This window comes from Phaeovulum sp. W22_SRMD_FR3 (assembly GCF_052113705.1).
In the GTDB taxonomy this organism is placed as follows: Bacteria; Pseudomonadota; Alphaproteobacteria; order Rhodobacterales; family Rhodobacteraceae; genus JBGQOG01.
On sequence record NZ_JBGQOG010000037.1, the window covers coordinates 1 to 15,833 of the forward strand.

Here is a 15,833-nt window from a genome sequence, read left to right on the forward strand (position 1 = left end):
TTGAACTCGCGGCTGAACTTCCGTCTCGTCATATCCACACTCCAGTTCCTTGGTCACGATCTTATCTTCGTGTCCACCAAACCGGCAGCAGCTCAGCGAGCTTGATCGAGCTTCGAAGACAGACGAGGAGTTACGGCGGCTCTGCACCGTGCCGGGCATCGGGCCAGTCACTGCGGGTGCCATTGCTGCCTTCGCGCCAGATCTTTCGACATTCGACAGCGGTCGCAACTTTGCCGCCTGGCTGGGCTTGGTGCCGCGACAACGGTCAACGGGCGGCAAAGCCCGGCTTGGAGCCGTCAGCAAGATGGGGCAATGCGACATCCGCAAGCTCCTGATCGTCGGAGCCATGAGCGTGATCCGATGGGTTGTGCGCAAGGGCGGCAGCTCCAATCGCTGGCTGGCCAATCTGGTCGCGCGCAAGCCCCGAATGGTGGCAGCGGTGGCGCTGGCCAACAAGATGGCCCGCATGATCTGGGCAATTACAACGAAACAGGAGCATTACAGAATGGCGTGACCCTGATCCACGGACAGGGAAACGGCATGGCCGCAAGGCCTGGGCAAGGTGATCGACCGACGGAGTAAGCGACACGGACTTCAAAGTTCAAGGCGAGGAAACCCAGTCCCGGGGCTCGAGCGTCATAGCTCTCTGAACCGATGTGGGCCTTGCCTTCCGAACAGCATACCGGCCCGTGGCGTCAGAAGAGCCACATCAAGAGGCCTGACACACGACCGATTGAAGCCCAGCCCAACCGTCGAAAAATCAGCTTGCAAAACCGGGGGCATCCACACACGCCCCGATCTCCAGCATCCGCAGGATGACCTGCGCATCCTTGGGATCGTTCTTGTCCCAACTGTTGTGCAGCGCTTCCCGCGTGCGGGCGAGTGCAACAGAAGACACGAGCTTCAGATCGAATCCCGCTGCTCCGAGAGCGAACATCAGCGCCCGATGATAGTTGCCTGTCGCCTCGAACCCGACGGTGACGGGCAGGCCGTATTCCATCAAGGCAGCGATGAGCCGACGATAATCATCAGCCGTGTTCAACACTGTCATCCGCCGCCGACGCGTCCGCCCCGGGACTGTGATCAGCACCTCGTGACGGGTCTTGGAAATGTCGATGCCTACCAGAACACGGGCATCCGAAGTATGCTCAACCTTGGCCATAGCCGGTCTCCTCAGTGGTGTGGTTCGCAAAACCACCATAGAGATCCGGGCCCCGGTTGTGGCCGCCTGCTGCGCAATTTTGGGGGCTGCGCAGGCGGCCACAACCTTCAACCGCGATTCATTCCCGACATGCTATGGGCTCGTTTTTACCAGCCGCCACTTCACGGCTCTGGTGCGCAGCTATGGCCTGAAACAGGAGTTCATCACCCCGCCCTCGCCATCGGGCTCGAACCCGTGGCGCCCGGATGGCTCGACCCGCAGCAACGGATGTAATTGAATAGCCCCTTTCTGCGGTAGAGTGATCCTCTAGCCGGAACCGTCACATCCTGCAGGTTGATGTCGCCTGCCCGTTCTCTGCCAATGCTGCATGATCCGCCTGTAGGCTTGCTCGGCGTGCTCGGCCCCGGCACGATCTGCCTGTCTCAGTTCCGGCTTGTTGTAATCGTAAGCAGTGCCGCGCTGACCGCGCCGGGGTTCCGCGCCTGCCGCCAGCTCCAGCTTGCGCATCTTGCGCGCCAGCAGTGTGGGGCGGCCCCAGGCATAGTCCTCGCCTCTGGACAGCATGTGCCAGATCAGAACGGCGAGTTTGCGGGCCACGGCGACGGCCCCCACATGCGCGCCCCGGCGCGCCTTGACCCGCTCATAGAAGGCGCGGAGTGGCCCAGGGCTCCGCACAGCCTGCCAAGCCGCCTCGACCAGCAGGTGACGTGCGTCGCTCCGGCCGCGCTTGGTGATCCGCCCATGATACGCAGGGCCATCGCCGGATTGCCGCACGCTTGGATGCAGCCCCAGATAGGCCGAGAGCTGATCAGCCGAGGCGAAGCGGTCCACGCGGCCGATCGCGGCCATCACCCCGACCGCGACCACCATGTCGACACCCGGAATCGTCATCAGCCGCCGGACATCCTTGTCCGGCATGGCTGAACGGGCGATGTCCTGCTCGACCAGCCGCTGCGCTGACGTTTGTCTGTCATACTCTTCAATGTGCCGGATGATCGCCACGCGCTCATCCGGCGGCACGTCCTGCGCCAGAACCCAGGCGCGCCCCTTGCCCCCGAACAGATCCAGATGCGGGCAGCGGGGCGCGAGCTGCGCATGAAGAATGGATTGCACGATGGCCTTCAGGCGCACCCGACTCTTCACCAGCTGGTTGCGTCGCGTGACCTGTCTGCGCCGGGCCTGCGTCTCTGCATCCGGGATCCAGACTTCGGGCAGGAAGCCCGCGGCGTAGAGCTGTGCCAGAACGCGGGCGTCGATCTTGTCCGTCTTTGTCTTTGCCCGTGCAATGAGGTGAACCTGCAGCGGGTTGGCGACCGCGACCCGGGCCACTCTCGGTGCAAGGATCTCGACAACGGCGGCAGCGTTGCCGGTCGCTTCGACAACCACATGATCGGTCGGCCAAAGGGTCGAGGCAAAAGCCGTCAGCTTCTCCCGCGTCATGTCTACACGCCCAAGTCGGCGCGCAATTCCGTCTTCAAGGACCACCGCCTCGGCAAAGACGCGGTAGATATCCAGTCCAATGATGCGCATTTCGAACTCCTCTTGTCAGCAAGGAGGGAGCAGGCGGGCACGCGGCATGTACAGATCCGTGCTCTCGGCACATCCGGGCGAGCCGCAGGGGCGACCATATAACGGCACGGGCTCTCGGCCCATTGTTGCAGCTCGGTCTGCCCACACTCACGTGCTCCCGATGCCCCAAGCCCCGGATGCCAACACGATAGCAGATCCTGGGCCAAGAGCACCGCCTTGATCATGCCGGATAACGGCATGGTCGAGCGCGTGATCCGGACGCTGAAAGAGCAATGCACTCACCGGCACCGCTTCGAAAGCATCCAGCACGCGACCCGTGTCATCGGTGACTGGATCAGCTTCCACAACCACCGCCGCCCTCATCAGGCCCTTGCCATGCGCACGCCTGCTGAGGCATTCAGATTAGCGGCTTAACCTGAGCAGATTCCGCTGGGTCAATACAGCAGCGTGGTCATCACCGCGAACCTCAGCTTTGGCGAAGGGGCCACGGCCTTCGGTGACGCCAAAATGACCACGGCCTCGCTCGAAGGCCTGACCCACCCTTTCCACATTCTGGAAACCAGGAACGACAGTTTCCGCTTCAAAGCCATTTCTGCTGCTGCGCCCGCCGCAAAGAAAAAACAGAGTTAGACCCAATCTTGACCCCAGCAAGAACCGAAATCCAGGATCAGAACTGGGTCACTTCTCGGTGAGAAAAACGGCTCAGTCTTGGATGAAAATCAACGGTTTGACCGCGCCTGGAACTTTTCCGGCCAATAGAGGCGGGTCGGATTTCTCACCAGCAGTTTTTGCAAAAGGGCTGGTTCCGGGGCAATGCGCGCCAAAAGGTCGACCAAGGCACCATCGTCCGGCATGTCTTTTTTGATATTCGGATGCGGCCAGTCGGTGCCCCACAGCACACGGTCCTCAAAGCGGGTGACGAGTTCGCGCGCGAAGTGAACTGCATCGTCATAGGGGGGGCCGGTTCTGGTGATCCGTTCGGCGCCGCAGACCTTTACCCAGAAACGCTCATCCGCCATCAGGTCCAGCAACATGCCAAAGGCGGGCTGCGTCACCCCGCGCGATGCATCGGGACGCCCCATATGGTCGATCACCATCGGAACCGGCAGCGTCTTGAGGATCGGGGCGAGGGTCTCCAGCCGGTCCGCCTCGAAATGCACCACGGCATGCCATCCCAGCGGCGCGATCCGCGCGGCCAGTTCCTGAACCGCTCCGACGTCGGCGTCTTTGCCCAGATGGGTGACAAAATTAAACCGAATGCCGCGCACGCCGCCGTCGTGCAGGTGCTGCAATTCTGCGTCGGTCACCTCGCGGGCAACCATGCCCACACCCCGGCAGGTGCCGCCGGACCGGGCGATGGCATCCAACATGGCCGTATTATCGGTGCCATGACAGCTTGCCTGCACCAAAACCGTGCGCGCGATCCCAAGCCTGTCATGCAGCGCCGCGAGGGTTTCCCAGGGGGCATCTACCGGTGTGTAGGTCCGCTCGGGTGCGAAGGGAAAGTCCTTTGCGGGGCCAAAGACATGGCAATGCGCATCACAGGCCCCGGCGGGTAGTTTCAGCGCAGGCGTTGAGGGATTGCTTTGAAAGGGCAAATTTTCGCTAAACATCAGTCAGACCTTTGGATCATTGGCGGCGCGCGGGATCGGCCGCGCCACAAGCAGGCGGAACAGAAGGGTGATGAGGCCCGCGAGACCGGCCAGGCGCATGATGAGGGTGGCCGGATCTGTCGCGGTCACTGCCGTTGGCCACAGGACAAGGAGCGCGGCGGCCGCCAGCGCGAACCGCTCGGGCCATGACATCGGGCGCGCGCACCATCCTGCGAAGGCAATGGTCAGGCCGGTGATCCCGATGGTGGCGAGGATCGCCGAGAGGGTGATGGCGAGACCATCGCCGACCATCAGCAGGTCTGGCATCGAAACAAAGAGGAAGGGCACGAACAGTTTGACGAAGCCAAGGCGCACCGCCTCCATCGCGGTCCCATTGGCATCTCCACCCGAGATCGAGGCGGCGGCAAACGCAGCCAGTGCGACCGGCGGGGTGATCGCCGAGACGAGGCCGTAGTAGAAGATGAACATATGCGCGACGATGGGCTCGATGCCGAGCCGGGTCAGGGCGGGCGCCACCAGCACGGCAAGTAGGAGATAGGCGGCCGAAGTCGGCAAACCCATCCCGAGGATGAAGGAGACCACGGCGGTCAGCACCAAAATCGCCAGAATGCTTGAGCCGCCGACTTCGACGATCAGCCCGGAGAGCATCAGCCCGAGACCAGTCAAATTCAAGACGCCAATGACCGCACCGGCAGCCACAACTGCGGCAATGATCGGCATGGTGGCGGCCAGCGTGTCGCGGCAGACGGCGATCAGTTCGACCACGTTGACACGGGTGTCCTTGCGCCAGGGCGAGATGGCGAGTGCGGCGACGATACACATCACGGCCGCGCGCGTGGGCGTGTAGCCTGCGATCAGAAATCCGATCAGCGCGATCAGCGGCAAGAGCAGATAGCCACGGTATTTCAATGTGCTCCACAGCAGGGCGAGGCCCGCATCCATGTCGCGCTGCAGCCCCAGCCGCCCGGCCTCCAGCCGCACCGAGATCATCAGGGCCAGAACATAGAGCAGACCCGGGATCAGTGCAGCCAGCGCAATGGTGCCGTAGGGAACGCCGATGATTTCGGCCATCAGAAACGCCGCAGCCCCCATCACCGGCGGCAGGATTTGCCCGGCGGATGAGGCCGCAGCCTCAATGGCGCCGCCAGATTGGCGGAATAGCCGGTGCGCTTCATCAGTGGAATGGTGAAGGTACCGGTGGTCACCACATTGGCCACGGCCGAGCCGTTGATCGTGCCCAGCATTGCCGAGGCAAGCGCGGCCGACAGGCCCGGTCCGCCCACCATGCGACCGGTCAGACCCCGGGCGATGTCGACAAACACCTCGCCGGTGCCGATCTTCATCAGGAGGCCGCCGAGCAGGGCGAAGAGGAAGATATATTCGACTGCGACGCCCATCGGCACGCCATAGACGCCCTCGGTGGACAGCATCAATGTTGAGGCCAGCCGCCGCAGGTCATAGCCGCCGTGGCCGTATTGACCGGGGATTAGGTAACCGAACCAGGCGTAAAGCAGCGCCATACCCATCATGATCACCAGCGGCCAGCCGAGGGCCATGCGCACCAGCACGAAAACCACCGCCATCAGGCCGATGAAGATCGGCAGATCCGCCGGCGTCGCCATGGCGCCGCGCATCACGATGTCAAAATAGCTGGATTGGATGTGATACCCGGGGATCAGCGCCACAATGGCCAGGGCGTAGCAGAGCAGCCGTACCCCGCCTCGCTCTGCCTGCAGCCCCAACGCCAGCAATCCTGCCGCTGCGACCAGTGAGAAGAAAGCTGCGCGCAGGATCAGCGCAGTGATCAGGCCGAAATAGGCTCCATAGATCACCAACGCGGTGACCAGCACGGCGAGGCCCGCATAGAGGAGGGAGATGGTGGCCACCTCCTTCCTTCCGCGATCTCCCGAACGGTACAGCAGCAAGGTGTCAAGAACAGGCGTCATTGTCCGCACCACTCAGTTTTGCTTATGCGCGTTGAAATATGCCTCGGCGCCGGCATGCAGCGGGATCGGCATGTTGGGCGCATCCGCGAGATTGATTGCCTTGGCCTGTGGGTGCACCTCGCCGAGTTCGGCCAAATTGTCGAAAATGGAGGCCGTCAGTTTCTCGACCAGCGCCGGATCGGCATCAGCTTTGACGAACAGAGTTGCGGGGTCATTCACCACCGAGACCGGCCCGGTCTGGTCCGGATAAGTCCCGGCCGGAATTTGGTAGGGCTGGTAGAAAGGGTATTCTTTGAACAGCGGCGCCATTTTGACTTCGTCCAGCGACAGCAGAACCATGTCTTCCTGCGCATCCAGATCGATCAGCGCGGCGGTCGGTGCACCCGCCAATACGACGGTTGCGTCGACCGTGCCATTGGTCAGGGCAGTAACCCCTTCATTATAGGACAGGAACTCGACATTGCTCTTGTCAAAGACGCCATAGGCCTCCAGCAGGCGCTGCGCGAGAACCGCAGCATTCGAACCCGGAGGGCCGAGGTTGATGCGCTTGCCTGCCAGATCCTCAAAGCCTGAAACGCCGGTGGATTTGATTGTCGCAACCTGCAAAACGGCGGGATAAAGATAAGCCATGCCGGCGACCGGTTGCTTGTCACCATCGAACGCGCCGGTGCCGGTGGCGGCTTCATACAACGTCGAGGAAGACGAGAAGCCAAAGGTCAGTTGACCAGCGGCAACGCGCCGGATGTTCTCCACCGAGGCGCCGGTGACCTCCGCCCGGGCGGTCGTGCCGTCCAGATGGGTATTGATGACATTGGCAACACCGGCGCCAATGACGTAGAAAAGGCCGCCGGTGCCGCCGGTCCCGATCGAGACGCGCTCTTGCGCGCAAGCGGGCATCGCCAGGCCCGAGACCACCGCTGCCGTGGCGATGAGTTGTTTGATGTTCATCGTGTACTCCTCCCTATTTAAGTCGTGATTTATTTTGTTGTTTCAGGTATTTGCTCCGATACCAGCGCCACCAGACTTGCATGTGTCGCACTGACGAGAGCTTCGATTGCGGCGTCGTGATCTGCGCCATCGGCGCGGCCATCTGACAGCCGGTTGATCCGTTCCGGGTTGATGAGCGTGTAATAGAGGCCCCCCAGCAGAAACTGACTGCGCCAGACGATGCCTTCACGCGCGACGCCCGGCAGGCAGTCGGCGATGGCGTCGATGAACTCGCGCGTCGTGTCGTCGAAGGATTCCGCGATAATATTTCGGGCGGCAGGATCGCCCTCGGCTGAGAGCACCGCGCGCATCCGGGTGAATTGGGCGCCACCGCCGGAATCGGTGGACGATGCAAAGGCCGGCAGCAGATAGGAGCGCAGGATTGCCGTCAGCCTGCTGTGCGGGTCGGCGATCCGCATGGCTTCCCCCAAAAGCTCGCGGCGGCGCATGTTCATCGGGCGGGTATGGCGCGCATAGATCGCGCTCAGCAGGCCGATACGGTCGGTGAAATGGTAGTTCAGGCCCGAGACGGCCACGCCGGCTTCCCGCGCAATTTCCCGCAGGGAGACTGCACCAAAGCCACGTTCGGCAAAGAGCCGCTCTGCCACATCCAGGATTGTGACCTGCGTTCCATGTTGGCCATTTGATTTGCGCATGTGATCTTTTTCCGATTCCGCCGAATTTGTACATATGTACTAATAATAGATGCATGAGTCCATATTTTTGTACATATGTACGAATTTTTGACGAACAAAGGCGCTTTGTCGAGGCAAGGCGCCACAATAGAACGTAAATTTTGTTTTTAAATCAGCGTGTTGATGTGGAGGTATCCAGCGCTGTGTTGCGCAAACCGGTTGGAAATTCGCGGCGGGAATGCAGCCTGTGAACGGCGCTGAATGAGCAGTTGGTCCCGAGAGGGGGCAATACCGGCAACCCATTTTCGGACAATACTGCGCTGGAACAACACGGATCGCCGCCCGCCGCCTCACAATAGGCAGGAAGCGGTAGACCTGATTGCGCGAAGCCGCGTGACTGCTATGGCGCTTGCCATCTGCGCAGTCGGGCGACGCCAGAGGCATCGGAAGACGTGCAGGTTGCAGCACTGGCGATATGGTGGAGGCCCGCGCGACAGGTGAACTTCTCAGGTCTTTCCTGCATCAGGACATCACATAGCACGCATCCTGGTTGCGGGGCGTTGGCTTGTCGGGTTCGTGCTGGTCAAGCCATCTTATTCCGGCATATCTGAAAGCTTAATGTCTCGTCTAGTGATGGCTGCGCTGCTCTCATAGAGTTGCAGCACTGGCACGTTCAATTCGCGCCACGCAGATCATCAATTCAACGAACGCGGCTGTGCCGTGCGGCTTTGGCAATGGCACAGGCCGCCACAGCTGACCGGGAGGGAGAAATACAGAATGAAACAAAAGGGTGACTGGCGGGTATCTCTGGCCGGCGAATGCATGGTGAGCCGCCCCTTTTCGATGCACGAAGAGCCGGAGTTTCTGGGCGTCTGGGACCTGATCAAGGATGCGGACGTTTCCTACGGTCATCTTGAGATGAATTTTGCGGATCCTGAGGAATTGAAATGGCCCGCGCGGGGGCAGGGTATTGGCAGTTTCATGATGTCTGACCCGATCATCGCCCAAGATCTCAAATGGGCAGGTTTCGACATCATGTCGACTGCCCATAACCACAGCTTTGACTTTGGGGCCGAGGGCCTGGTCGCGACCAAAAAGCACATGCGGGCGGCGGGCATTGCGACGGCGGGCACCGGCACCGATCTCGAGCGTGCCTCTGAACCCGGCTATGTCGAAAAGAAAAATGGCCGGGTCGCTTTGGTCGCGACCTCTTCGGGCAACCAGCATTTCATGTGGGCCAACCACGCCAAGGGCTCGTTCATGGCGCGGCCGGGGGTGAACCCGCAAAGGTTGCAATTCGTGTTCCAGGTTGATCCGGACACGATGGCGAACCTGAAGGATTTCGCGAAGAAACTCGATATCGTCAAGCCGCCGAAACATGGGCCGAAGGATGGCTTTGGCTTCCTCATTCCCGGCGCGCAGCAATGGGGCGACCCGGAATGCTTTGTCGAGGGGGAGAGCTGCGAAATCATCTCAACCTGCAACCCGCGCGATCTGGCCCGCAACATGCGCTCGATCGAAGAGGCGCGCTGCATGGCCGATCTGGTGATCGTCGCGCATCACTTCTCGGTGGCAGATGGCCCGCGCGGCGACCTGCCGCCTCGCTTTGTTCGTGAATTCGCCCATGCGGCGATTGATGGCGGTGCAGATATCTATGTGGGTCACGGCTGGCACAAAACCTTGGGGATCGAGATCTACAAGGGCAAGCCGATCATCTATGGCATCGGCAACTTCTTTGCGCATTCCGAATTCATCCAGCGGGTGCCCTATGACAGCTATGACGCCTGGGGCCATGATGTGGATGCGCTGCAAACGCTGCATCCGGCATTGCATCCGCTTCATCCCGGCCTCGATACCCCGTCGCAGACCTGGTGGAGTTCGTGCATTTTGCAGGCTGAGATGAAAGAGGGCAAACTGGTGCGGCTGATGATGCATCCGGTCGAAATGGGGCGTGAATCCAATAAGGAAGCGACGCTGCACCGGCGGACCGGCGGTGGGGATCACCCGCTGACGGAAGGCCGCCCTATGCTGGCCAAAGGAGAGGATGGGGTGCGCATTCTGGAGCGGTATCAGCGTCTGTCCGAACCGTTCGGCACCAAGATCCGGATTGAGAATGGCGTGGGGATCATTGACGTCACAACCTGATCGCGCGCGGGAAATCAGTTCAGCGTGGTCGTCCTGCGGGCGGTCACGCGCCGCCGGTCTGAGACGGGCCGGAGGATGAGGGAGGAAGGCATGGGCGCACATAAGCCCGACGATACGAACTTGCGAAAGGCACCGCTGTTGCAGGTGCGCGATCTCGGGGTCGCCTTCCCCGCAAGAGGCGGGGCGGAGACCTCTGTCGTTACCGGTCTCTCCTATGAGATCGCGGCGGGCGAAACGCTGGGGATCGTGGGCGAGAGCGGTTGCGGTAAAACCATGACATCGCTGTCACTGATGGGGCTGGTGCCGGGGAGTGGCCGGGTGACGGGAGAGGTGCTGTTCAACGGCCGCAACCTTCTGGCGCAGTCGGACCGCGAATGGCGGGCGCTTCGTGGCGCCGATGTCGCAATGATATTTCAAGAACCGATGACCGCCATGAATCCTGTGATGAAGGTGGGGGTGCAGATCGCTGAAGTCCTTCAGGTCCATGAAAAACTAAGCGCGCGTGCAGGTTTTGAGCGTGCGGTTGAATTGCTGGAAGCGGTCGGGATTCCCGCGCCACGCCACCGGGCCGGGGATTATCCGCATCAGCTTTCGGGGGGGATGCGCCAGCGGGCGATGATCGCCATGGCGCTGGCCTGTCGGCCCAAATTGCTGGTGGCGGATGAGCCGACCACGGCACTTGATGTGACCATTCAGGCGCAGATCCTCGACCTGATTCTGGAGTTGCAGGAAGACACCGGCATGGCGGTGCAGTTCATCACGCATAACCTTGCCGTGGTCTCTGAACTCGCCCACCGGATTTTGGTGATGTATGCGGGGCGCGGCGTCGAATACGCGCCCGCCGAGCAGATTTTTGCAAACCCGCTGCATCCCTATACCCGCGGGCTGATCGAGACACTCCCCGATCCGTACCGCAAGGTTGAGCGTCTTCATGTCATTCCGGGCAGCCTCAGGGTGCAGCCCCGGCAGGGCTGCCGTTTTGCATCGCGCTGCCGCCTCGCGACCGAAGAATGCCGCATCACCGAACCAATGATGCGGGAGGTTGAACCGGATCATTTTGTCGCCTGCCTGAAAGTAACGCCATGACGCCGCTTCTCGAACTCGACAAAGTCAGCATCCATTTCCCGACACGCGCCGGGCTCTTGCAGCCGCGCCTGATGCTGCGGGCGGTGGACAAAGTGTCCCTCACGGTGATGCGCGGTGAAACCCTGGCGATTGTCGGCGAAAGTGGCTCGGGCAAGTCAACGCTTGGCTATTCGGTGGCGGGGTTGCGGCCGCCCACCACCGGCGGCATTCGCCTCACCCCGGCGCGCGCGCATCCGGCGGGCCGTGACCCGGTGCAGATCATTTTTCAGGATCCGTTTTCGGCGCTTGATCCCCGGATGACGGTCGAAGATATCGTCAGCGAGCCCCTGCGCCTGACCGAGGTCGGGCGGAAGCTGCGAAGGGACCGGGTTGCCGAGGTGCTGGAGCAGGTGGGCATGCCCGCCGATGCGGCAAACCGTTATCCCCACCAGTTTTCGGGTGGCCAGCGGCAACGCCTTGCGATTGCGAGGGCCTTGATCGGCGACCCGGAGCTGATCGTTGCCGACGAGCCGCTGTCGGCGCTCGACGTTTCGATCCAGTCCAAGGTTCTCAACCTTCTGGCCGATATTCGGGAAAAGCACGGGATCAGCTATTTCTTCATCAGTCATGACTTTGGCGTGGTCCGGCATCTCGCGGACCGGGTTGCCGTGCTCTATCTCGGGCGGATCATGGAGGTGGGCCCGGCGGATGATATCTTCACCTCGCCCAGCCATCCTTACACGCAGGCTTTGTTTGAGGCCGTGCCACGGATCGGGCGGGGACGTCGCAAACGCGGCAGCGTTCTCAAGGGCGAAATCCCCTCACCGATCCGGCCCCCGTCGGGATGTGTGTTTCACCCCCGTTGTCCCAAAGCCACCGCGATCTGTTCCACCGACCGGCCCGAGCTGTTGCCCGCGCCGGGGCGGCCAGAGCAGCTCTCGGCCTGCCATCACAAGGAGTGAGCCCATGCTGCGCTATTCCCTCTCGCGTTTATCACAGGCAGTGCTGGTCATTCTGGTCATGTCCTTCTTGCTGTTTTTGCTGATCGGGCTGATGCCCGGCGATCCGATTGACAATATGTTCGAGGGCAATCCCTCGCTGACGCCGGAACTCATTGATCAAATGCGGTCACTCTATGGCCTCGATCAGCCGGTGACCGTGCGCTACTGGAACTGGCTGGTGGCCGCGCTGCACGGCGATTTGGGCTATTCCAGCCTGTATTTCCGGCCGGTACTTGAGGTGCTGGTGCCCTCGATGCTGCAAACCGCCAAGCTGATGGCGCTCACGCTTCTGATTTCGGTGCCGCTGGCGATGGCACTGGGGTCGCTGGCGGCACGCAAGCCGACCAAACTGGTGGATTCGGTGATCGGCATGTTTTCCTTTGCCGCGATTTCGCTGCCGAACTTCTGGGTATCCTTGCTGCTGATCATTTTGTTCTCGGTCAAGCTGGGTTGGCTGCCTGCCTCCGGAACGCCGATTTCCAATGATGCTTCCTTCGTGACGCAGGCGCGGCATCTGGTGTTGCCGGTCTCGGTGCTGGTGATGTTTCACGTCGGGCCGCTGATCCGCTATGTCCGTGCTGCCATGATCGAAACGCTGTCGGCAGATTTCGTGCGCACTGCCCGCGCCAAAGGTGTCAGCGAGCGCGCGGTGATCATGCGCCATGCATTGCGCAACGCGCTTATTCCCATGGTCACTGTGCTGGCGCTCAGCTTTGGTCATCTGTTTTCCGGCGCCCTGGTCATCGAGACCATCTTCGGCATGCTGGGAATGGGCAAGATGATCTATGACGCGGTTGCCAATATCGACTTCAACCTCGCGCTTGTCGGGCTCTTGCTGGCGACGATTGTCGTGCTGATTTCGAACCTGCTTGCGGATCTGGCCTATGCCCTCCTGGACCCGAGGATCACGCTATGAGCGATGTCAGCACCCCCACCACTGTCACCCGCGCGCCGCTTCCCCCGATCCAGACCATCTGGAGCCTGCGCTTTGAGAAATTCCGCAGTCACCGCATTGCAACGACCTCGCTGATCTTTCTGGTCGTTTTGGTTCTGCTGTGCCTCTGTGCCTGGCCGCTCAGTCAGTATCTTGGGATCAACCCGAACAAAACCAATTTGCTGGCACGTTTCCAGCCGCCCTCAGCCGCGCATTGGCTGGGCACCGACGATCTGGGACGCGATGTGTTGGTGCGGCTGCTTTACGGCGGGCAGGTCTCCATCGCGGTGGGGGTCATCGCAACCTTCCTGATGGCGATCATCGGCGTCGCCGTCGGCGTCACCGCCGGGTTTATTGGCGGCAAGGTGGACGCGGTTCTGATGCGGGCAACCGATTGCCTGATTGCCCTGCCGCTCATTCCGCTGCTGATCGTGCTGGGGTCGATTGACCTGACCAAGATCGGTCTCTCGGCCGCCGCTGCCAACTCGCCCATCTATATCTTTCTGCGGATCGTCATCATCATTGCGATTGTCGACTGGACCACCATGGCGCGGATCGCCCGTGCGGGAGCCATGCAGATCCGCGAGCGCGACTATGTGCGGGCCGCCACGGTGAGCGGGGCAGGGCGGAGCTATAATGTCTTTGTGCACATCCTTCCCAACATTTCCTCCCCGCTGATCGTGGCGGCAACGCTGACCGTTGGCCGGGTGATCTTGCTCGAATCCACGCTGAGCTTTCTGGGGTTCGGCATCGCGCCCCCCACCCCGACCTGGGGGAACATGCTGACCAATGCGCAACAGCTCATCATCTCGGCGCCGCATCTGGCGATTTATCCGGGGCTGTTGATCTTCGCCACCGTCATGGCCGTGAACTTTGTCGGCGATGGTGCGCGCTATGCCTTTGACCCTCGGGCAGAAAATGAGGGTCGGTCGCATTGACCGACAACAATAACAGGGAGGACGAAATGAAACTTAAGACCCTTATGGCGAGTGCTGCGGCCGTTGTCGCACTGGGTGGCATGATGACGCCGGCCATCGCGCAGCCGGATAAAACCCAGCTGGTCGTGGGCCAGCTGCAGTTCCTGAAGAACTTTCACCCGCTCATTCAGGTGAACAACACGAAGCGGCTTCAGATCAACTACGGGCTGCGTCCGATGACCGCCTTTGATCAGAATGCCGAAAACCAATGCATCCTGTGCGAGACCCTGCCGACGATTGAAAATGGCCTTGCCCAGATCGTCGATAACCCGGATGGCACAAAGGGCATGCGCGTCACCTTCACGCTGATCGACGGCCTCGCCTGGGGGGATGGCGTGCCGGTGACCAGCAAAGATGTGGCCTTCACACTCAAGATGGCCAACGATCCCGATATCGGTTTTTCGGAGTTCAATCCCTGGACCCGTGCGCGCGATGTCGAGATTACCGATGACCGTACCTTTACGCTGATCCTGCCGGAAGTGACGGCCAGCTTCGCGTCTTGGGATCAGGTTCTGCCCGAGCATCTGGAAGGACCGATCTACGCAGAAAACGGTGACAACGAAAGCTACACCAAAAAGACCCTCTATAACACCGATCCGACCAATCCGGGGCTGTGGAATGGTTCGTATATGCTGTCGGATTATCAGATCGGCACCCGCCTGACCTGGACGCCGAACCCGCATTGGCCGGGCAAAAAGCCGGGGTTCGAGCGGATCATTCTGACCTATCGGGATAACTCATCCGCATTGGTGCAAAACCTGCTGGCGGGCGAAATTGATGCGGTGCCGGTCAGCCCGGGCGGCATCAGCTTCAGCCAGATGCTTGACGTGCAGTCGCAACGGCCCGATCAGCTGGCCTATCACATCGTCGATGGCACCAACCTTGAGCGGATCGCGCTCAATCTCGACAATCCCATCCTTGCCGATATCAATGTCCGCAAGGCGCTGATGACGGGGATCGACCGCAAAGCCATCACCCAGACGCTGTTTGCGGGTCAGCAACCTGTCGCCAACGGGCTGCTGCCGGATTCAAACCCTTATTTCAACCCGGAGATGACGACCTATTCCTTTGATCCGGAAGCCTCGAAAAAGCTTTTGAGTGACGCGGGCTGGACGCCAGGATCGGATGGGATTTGCACAAATGCCGCAGGTGATCGCCTGTCCTTTGAGTTGGCCACCACGGCGGGCAATCAGACGCGCGAGCAGATTGCATTGGTGATCCAAAGCCAGCTGAGCGAAATTTGCGTCGATGTGATCCCGAAATTCGTGCCGTTGCAGGAATATAACGGGGAGCTGTCGCGGCGCCGTGCCTTCACCGGCATGATCATGTCCTCCATCCGCTTTTCGCCGTCGACCTCGCCCTCGATTGCGGTTGGCACCGATCAGATCCCGAATGACGCCAATAATTTCGTGGGCAACAATTTCTCGGGCTATTCAAGCCCGGCGATGGATGCGGCCCTGACGGGCTTTGAGGCGTCCCTGTCTGCGACGGGGCAAAAGGCTGCCTGGCAGGACATTCAGAGCGTCTTTGCGCAGGATCTGCCGATGCTGCCGCTGTATTTTTACGCCGAGGCCTATGTGACGGTGCCGGATTTGAAGGGCTTTGAGGTGGTCACCTATGATCCGCTGATGAACTGGTCAGAGAACTGGTATCGGGAGTGACTTGCGTCCCCCCTATGTCCCGCCCTTTGCGGCGGTGATGCGGGGGGGATTTTTGTCCCCCCCCTTCCCCCCCCCTTATCCGCCCCCCCCCCGCAAACCACCCCTTTTTCCGACCCCCCCCGCCACCCCCCCCCCCACCCTCTCTTCTCCCCCCCCCCCCCCTCCCACCAAACCCCA

Annotated in this window: 11 protein-coding genes and 4 pseudogenes; 9 read left to right on the forward strand and 6 right to left on the reverse strand. The window is 61.1% G+C overall.

Features of this window, described 5'->3' with window-relative positions:
* Positions 1–97: 97 nt before the first annotated feature.
* Positions 98–514: pseudogene (locus ACEN2S_RS22630) on the forward strand (transposase); the annotation flags it as partial.
* 276 nt (positions 515–790) lie between these two features.
* On the opposite strand, the pseudogene ACEN2S_RS22635 reads toward ACEN2S_RS22630, so the two are convergent.
* Both ACEN2S_RS22635 and ACEN2S_RS22640 read right to left on the reverse strand, forming a co-directional pair.
* Positions 791–1,162, reverse strand: a pseudogene (locus tag ACEN2S_RS22635) (IS110 family transposase); the annotation flags it as partial.
* Between the two features lie 306 nt (positions 1,163–1,468).
* A complete protein-coding gene (locus tag ACEN2S_RS22640; protein ID WP_441870796.1) occupies positions 1,469–2,692 on the reverse strand; it encodes an IS110 family transposase in 1,224 nt (407 codons plus the stop codon).
* A gap of 222 nt (positions 2,693–2,914) precedes the next feature.
* On the opposite strand from ACEN2S_RS22640, the gene ACEN2S_RS22645 reads away from it, so the two are divergent.
* On the forward strand, positions 2,915–3,106 hold the full coding sequence (locus tag ACEN2S_RS22645) for an integrase core domain-containing protein (protein ID WP_441870825.1): 192 nt from the start codon (positions 2,915–2,917) through the stop codon (positions 3,104–3,106).
* A gap of 15 nt (positions 3,107–3,121) precedes the next feature.
* Positions 3,122–3,322, forward strand: a pseudogene (locus tag ACEN2S_RS22650) (ATP-binding protein); the annotation flags it as partial.
* Between the two features lie 89 nt (positions 3,323–3,411).
* Here ACEN2S_RS22650 and ACEN2S_RS22655 read toward each other — a convergent pair.
* The 4 genes and pseudogenes from ACEN2S_RS22655 to ACEN2S_RS22670 all read right to left on the reverse strand — a co-directional run bounded on the left by ACEN2S_RS22655 (position 3,412) and on the right by ACEN2S_RS22670 (position 7,894).
* On the reverse strand, positions 3,412–4,305 hold the full coding sequence (locus ACEN2S_RS22655) for an amidohydrolase family protein (protein ID WP_441870799.1): 894 nt from the start codon (positions 4,303–4,305) through the stop codon (positions 3,412–3,414).
* A 3-nt stretch (positions 4,306–4,308) separates the two neighbouring features.
* Positions 4,309–6,251: pseudogene (locus ACEN2S_RS22660) on the reverse strand (TRAP transporter permease).
* A 12-nt stretch (positions 6,252–6,263) separates the two neighbouring features.
* Positions 6,264–7,199, reverse strand: a complete 936-nt coding sequence (locus ACEN2S_RS22665) for a TAXI family TRAP transporter solute-binding subunit (RefSeq protein WP_441870802.1) — start codon at positions 7,197–7,199, stop codon at positions 6,264–6,266.
* 29 nt (positions 7,200–7,228) lie between these two features.
* Positions 7,229–7,894 carry a TetR/AcrR family transcriptional regulator gene (locus tag ACEN2S_RS22670; protein WP_441870805.1) on the reverse strand — a complete coding sequence of 222 codons (666 nt, stop codon included), beginning with the start codon at positions 7,892–7,894 and terminating at the stop codon, positions 7,229–7,231.
* A 756-nt stretch (positions 7,895–8,650) separates the two neighbouring features.
* Between ACEN2S_RS22670 and ACEN2S_RS22675 the strand changes: the two genes are divergently transcribed.
* The 6 genes from ACEN2S_RS22675 (at position 8,651) to ACEN2S_RS22700 (ending at position 15,656) form a co-directional block, all read left to right on the forward strand.
* Complete coding sequence (locus ACEN2S_RS22675) at positions 8,651–10,018, forward strand: CapA family protein (RefSeq protein ID WP_441870808.1); 1,368 nt, start codon at positions 8,651–8,653, stop codon at positions 10,016–10,018.
* Between the two features lie 90 nt (positions 10,019–10,108).
* Positions 10,109–11,104, forward strand: coding sequence for an ABC transporter ATP-binding protein (locus ACEN2S_RS22680; protein ID WP_441870811.1), 996 nt, complete (start codon positions 10,109–10,111; stop codon positions 11,102–11,104).
* The gene (locus tag ACEN2S_RS22685) at positions 11,101–12,045 is read left to right on the forward strand and encodes an ABC transporter ATP-binding protein (protein WP_441870814.1); all 945 of its coding nucleotides are present in this window, start codon (positions 11,101–11,103) and stop codon (positions 12,043–12,045) included. Before ACEN2S_RS22680 ends, ACEN2S_RS22685 begins: the two co-directional genes overlap by 4 nt.
* 4 nt (positions 12,046–12,049) lie before the next feature.
* Positions 12,050–13,000 (forward strand): ABC transporter permease, encoded by a 951-nt coding sequence (locus tag ACEN2S_RS22690; protein ID WP_441870816.1) that lies wholly within the window; start codon positions 12,050–12,052, stop codon positions 12,998–13,000.
* The gene (locus ACEN2S_RS22695) at positions 12,997–13,956 is read left to right on the forward strand and encodes an ABC transporter permease (RefSeq protein ID WP_441870819.1); all 960 of its coding nucleotides are present in this window, start codon (positions 12,997–12,999) and stop codon (positions 13,954–13,956) included. Before ACEN2S_RS22690 ends, ACEN2S_RS22695 begins: the two co-directional genes overlap by 4 nt.
* A gap of 26 nt (positions 13,957–13,982) precedes the next feature.
* A complete protein-coding gene (locus tag ACEN2S_RS22700) occupies positions 13,983–15,656 on the forward strand; it encodes a peptide ABC transporter substrate-binding protein (RefSeq protein ID WP_441870822.1) in 1,674 nt (557 codons plus the stop codon).
* The last annotated feature ends 177 nt before the right edge of the window (positions 15,657–15,833 follow it).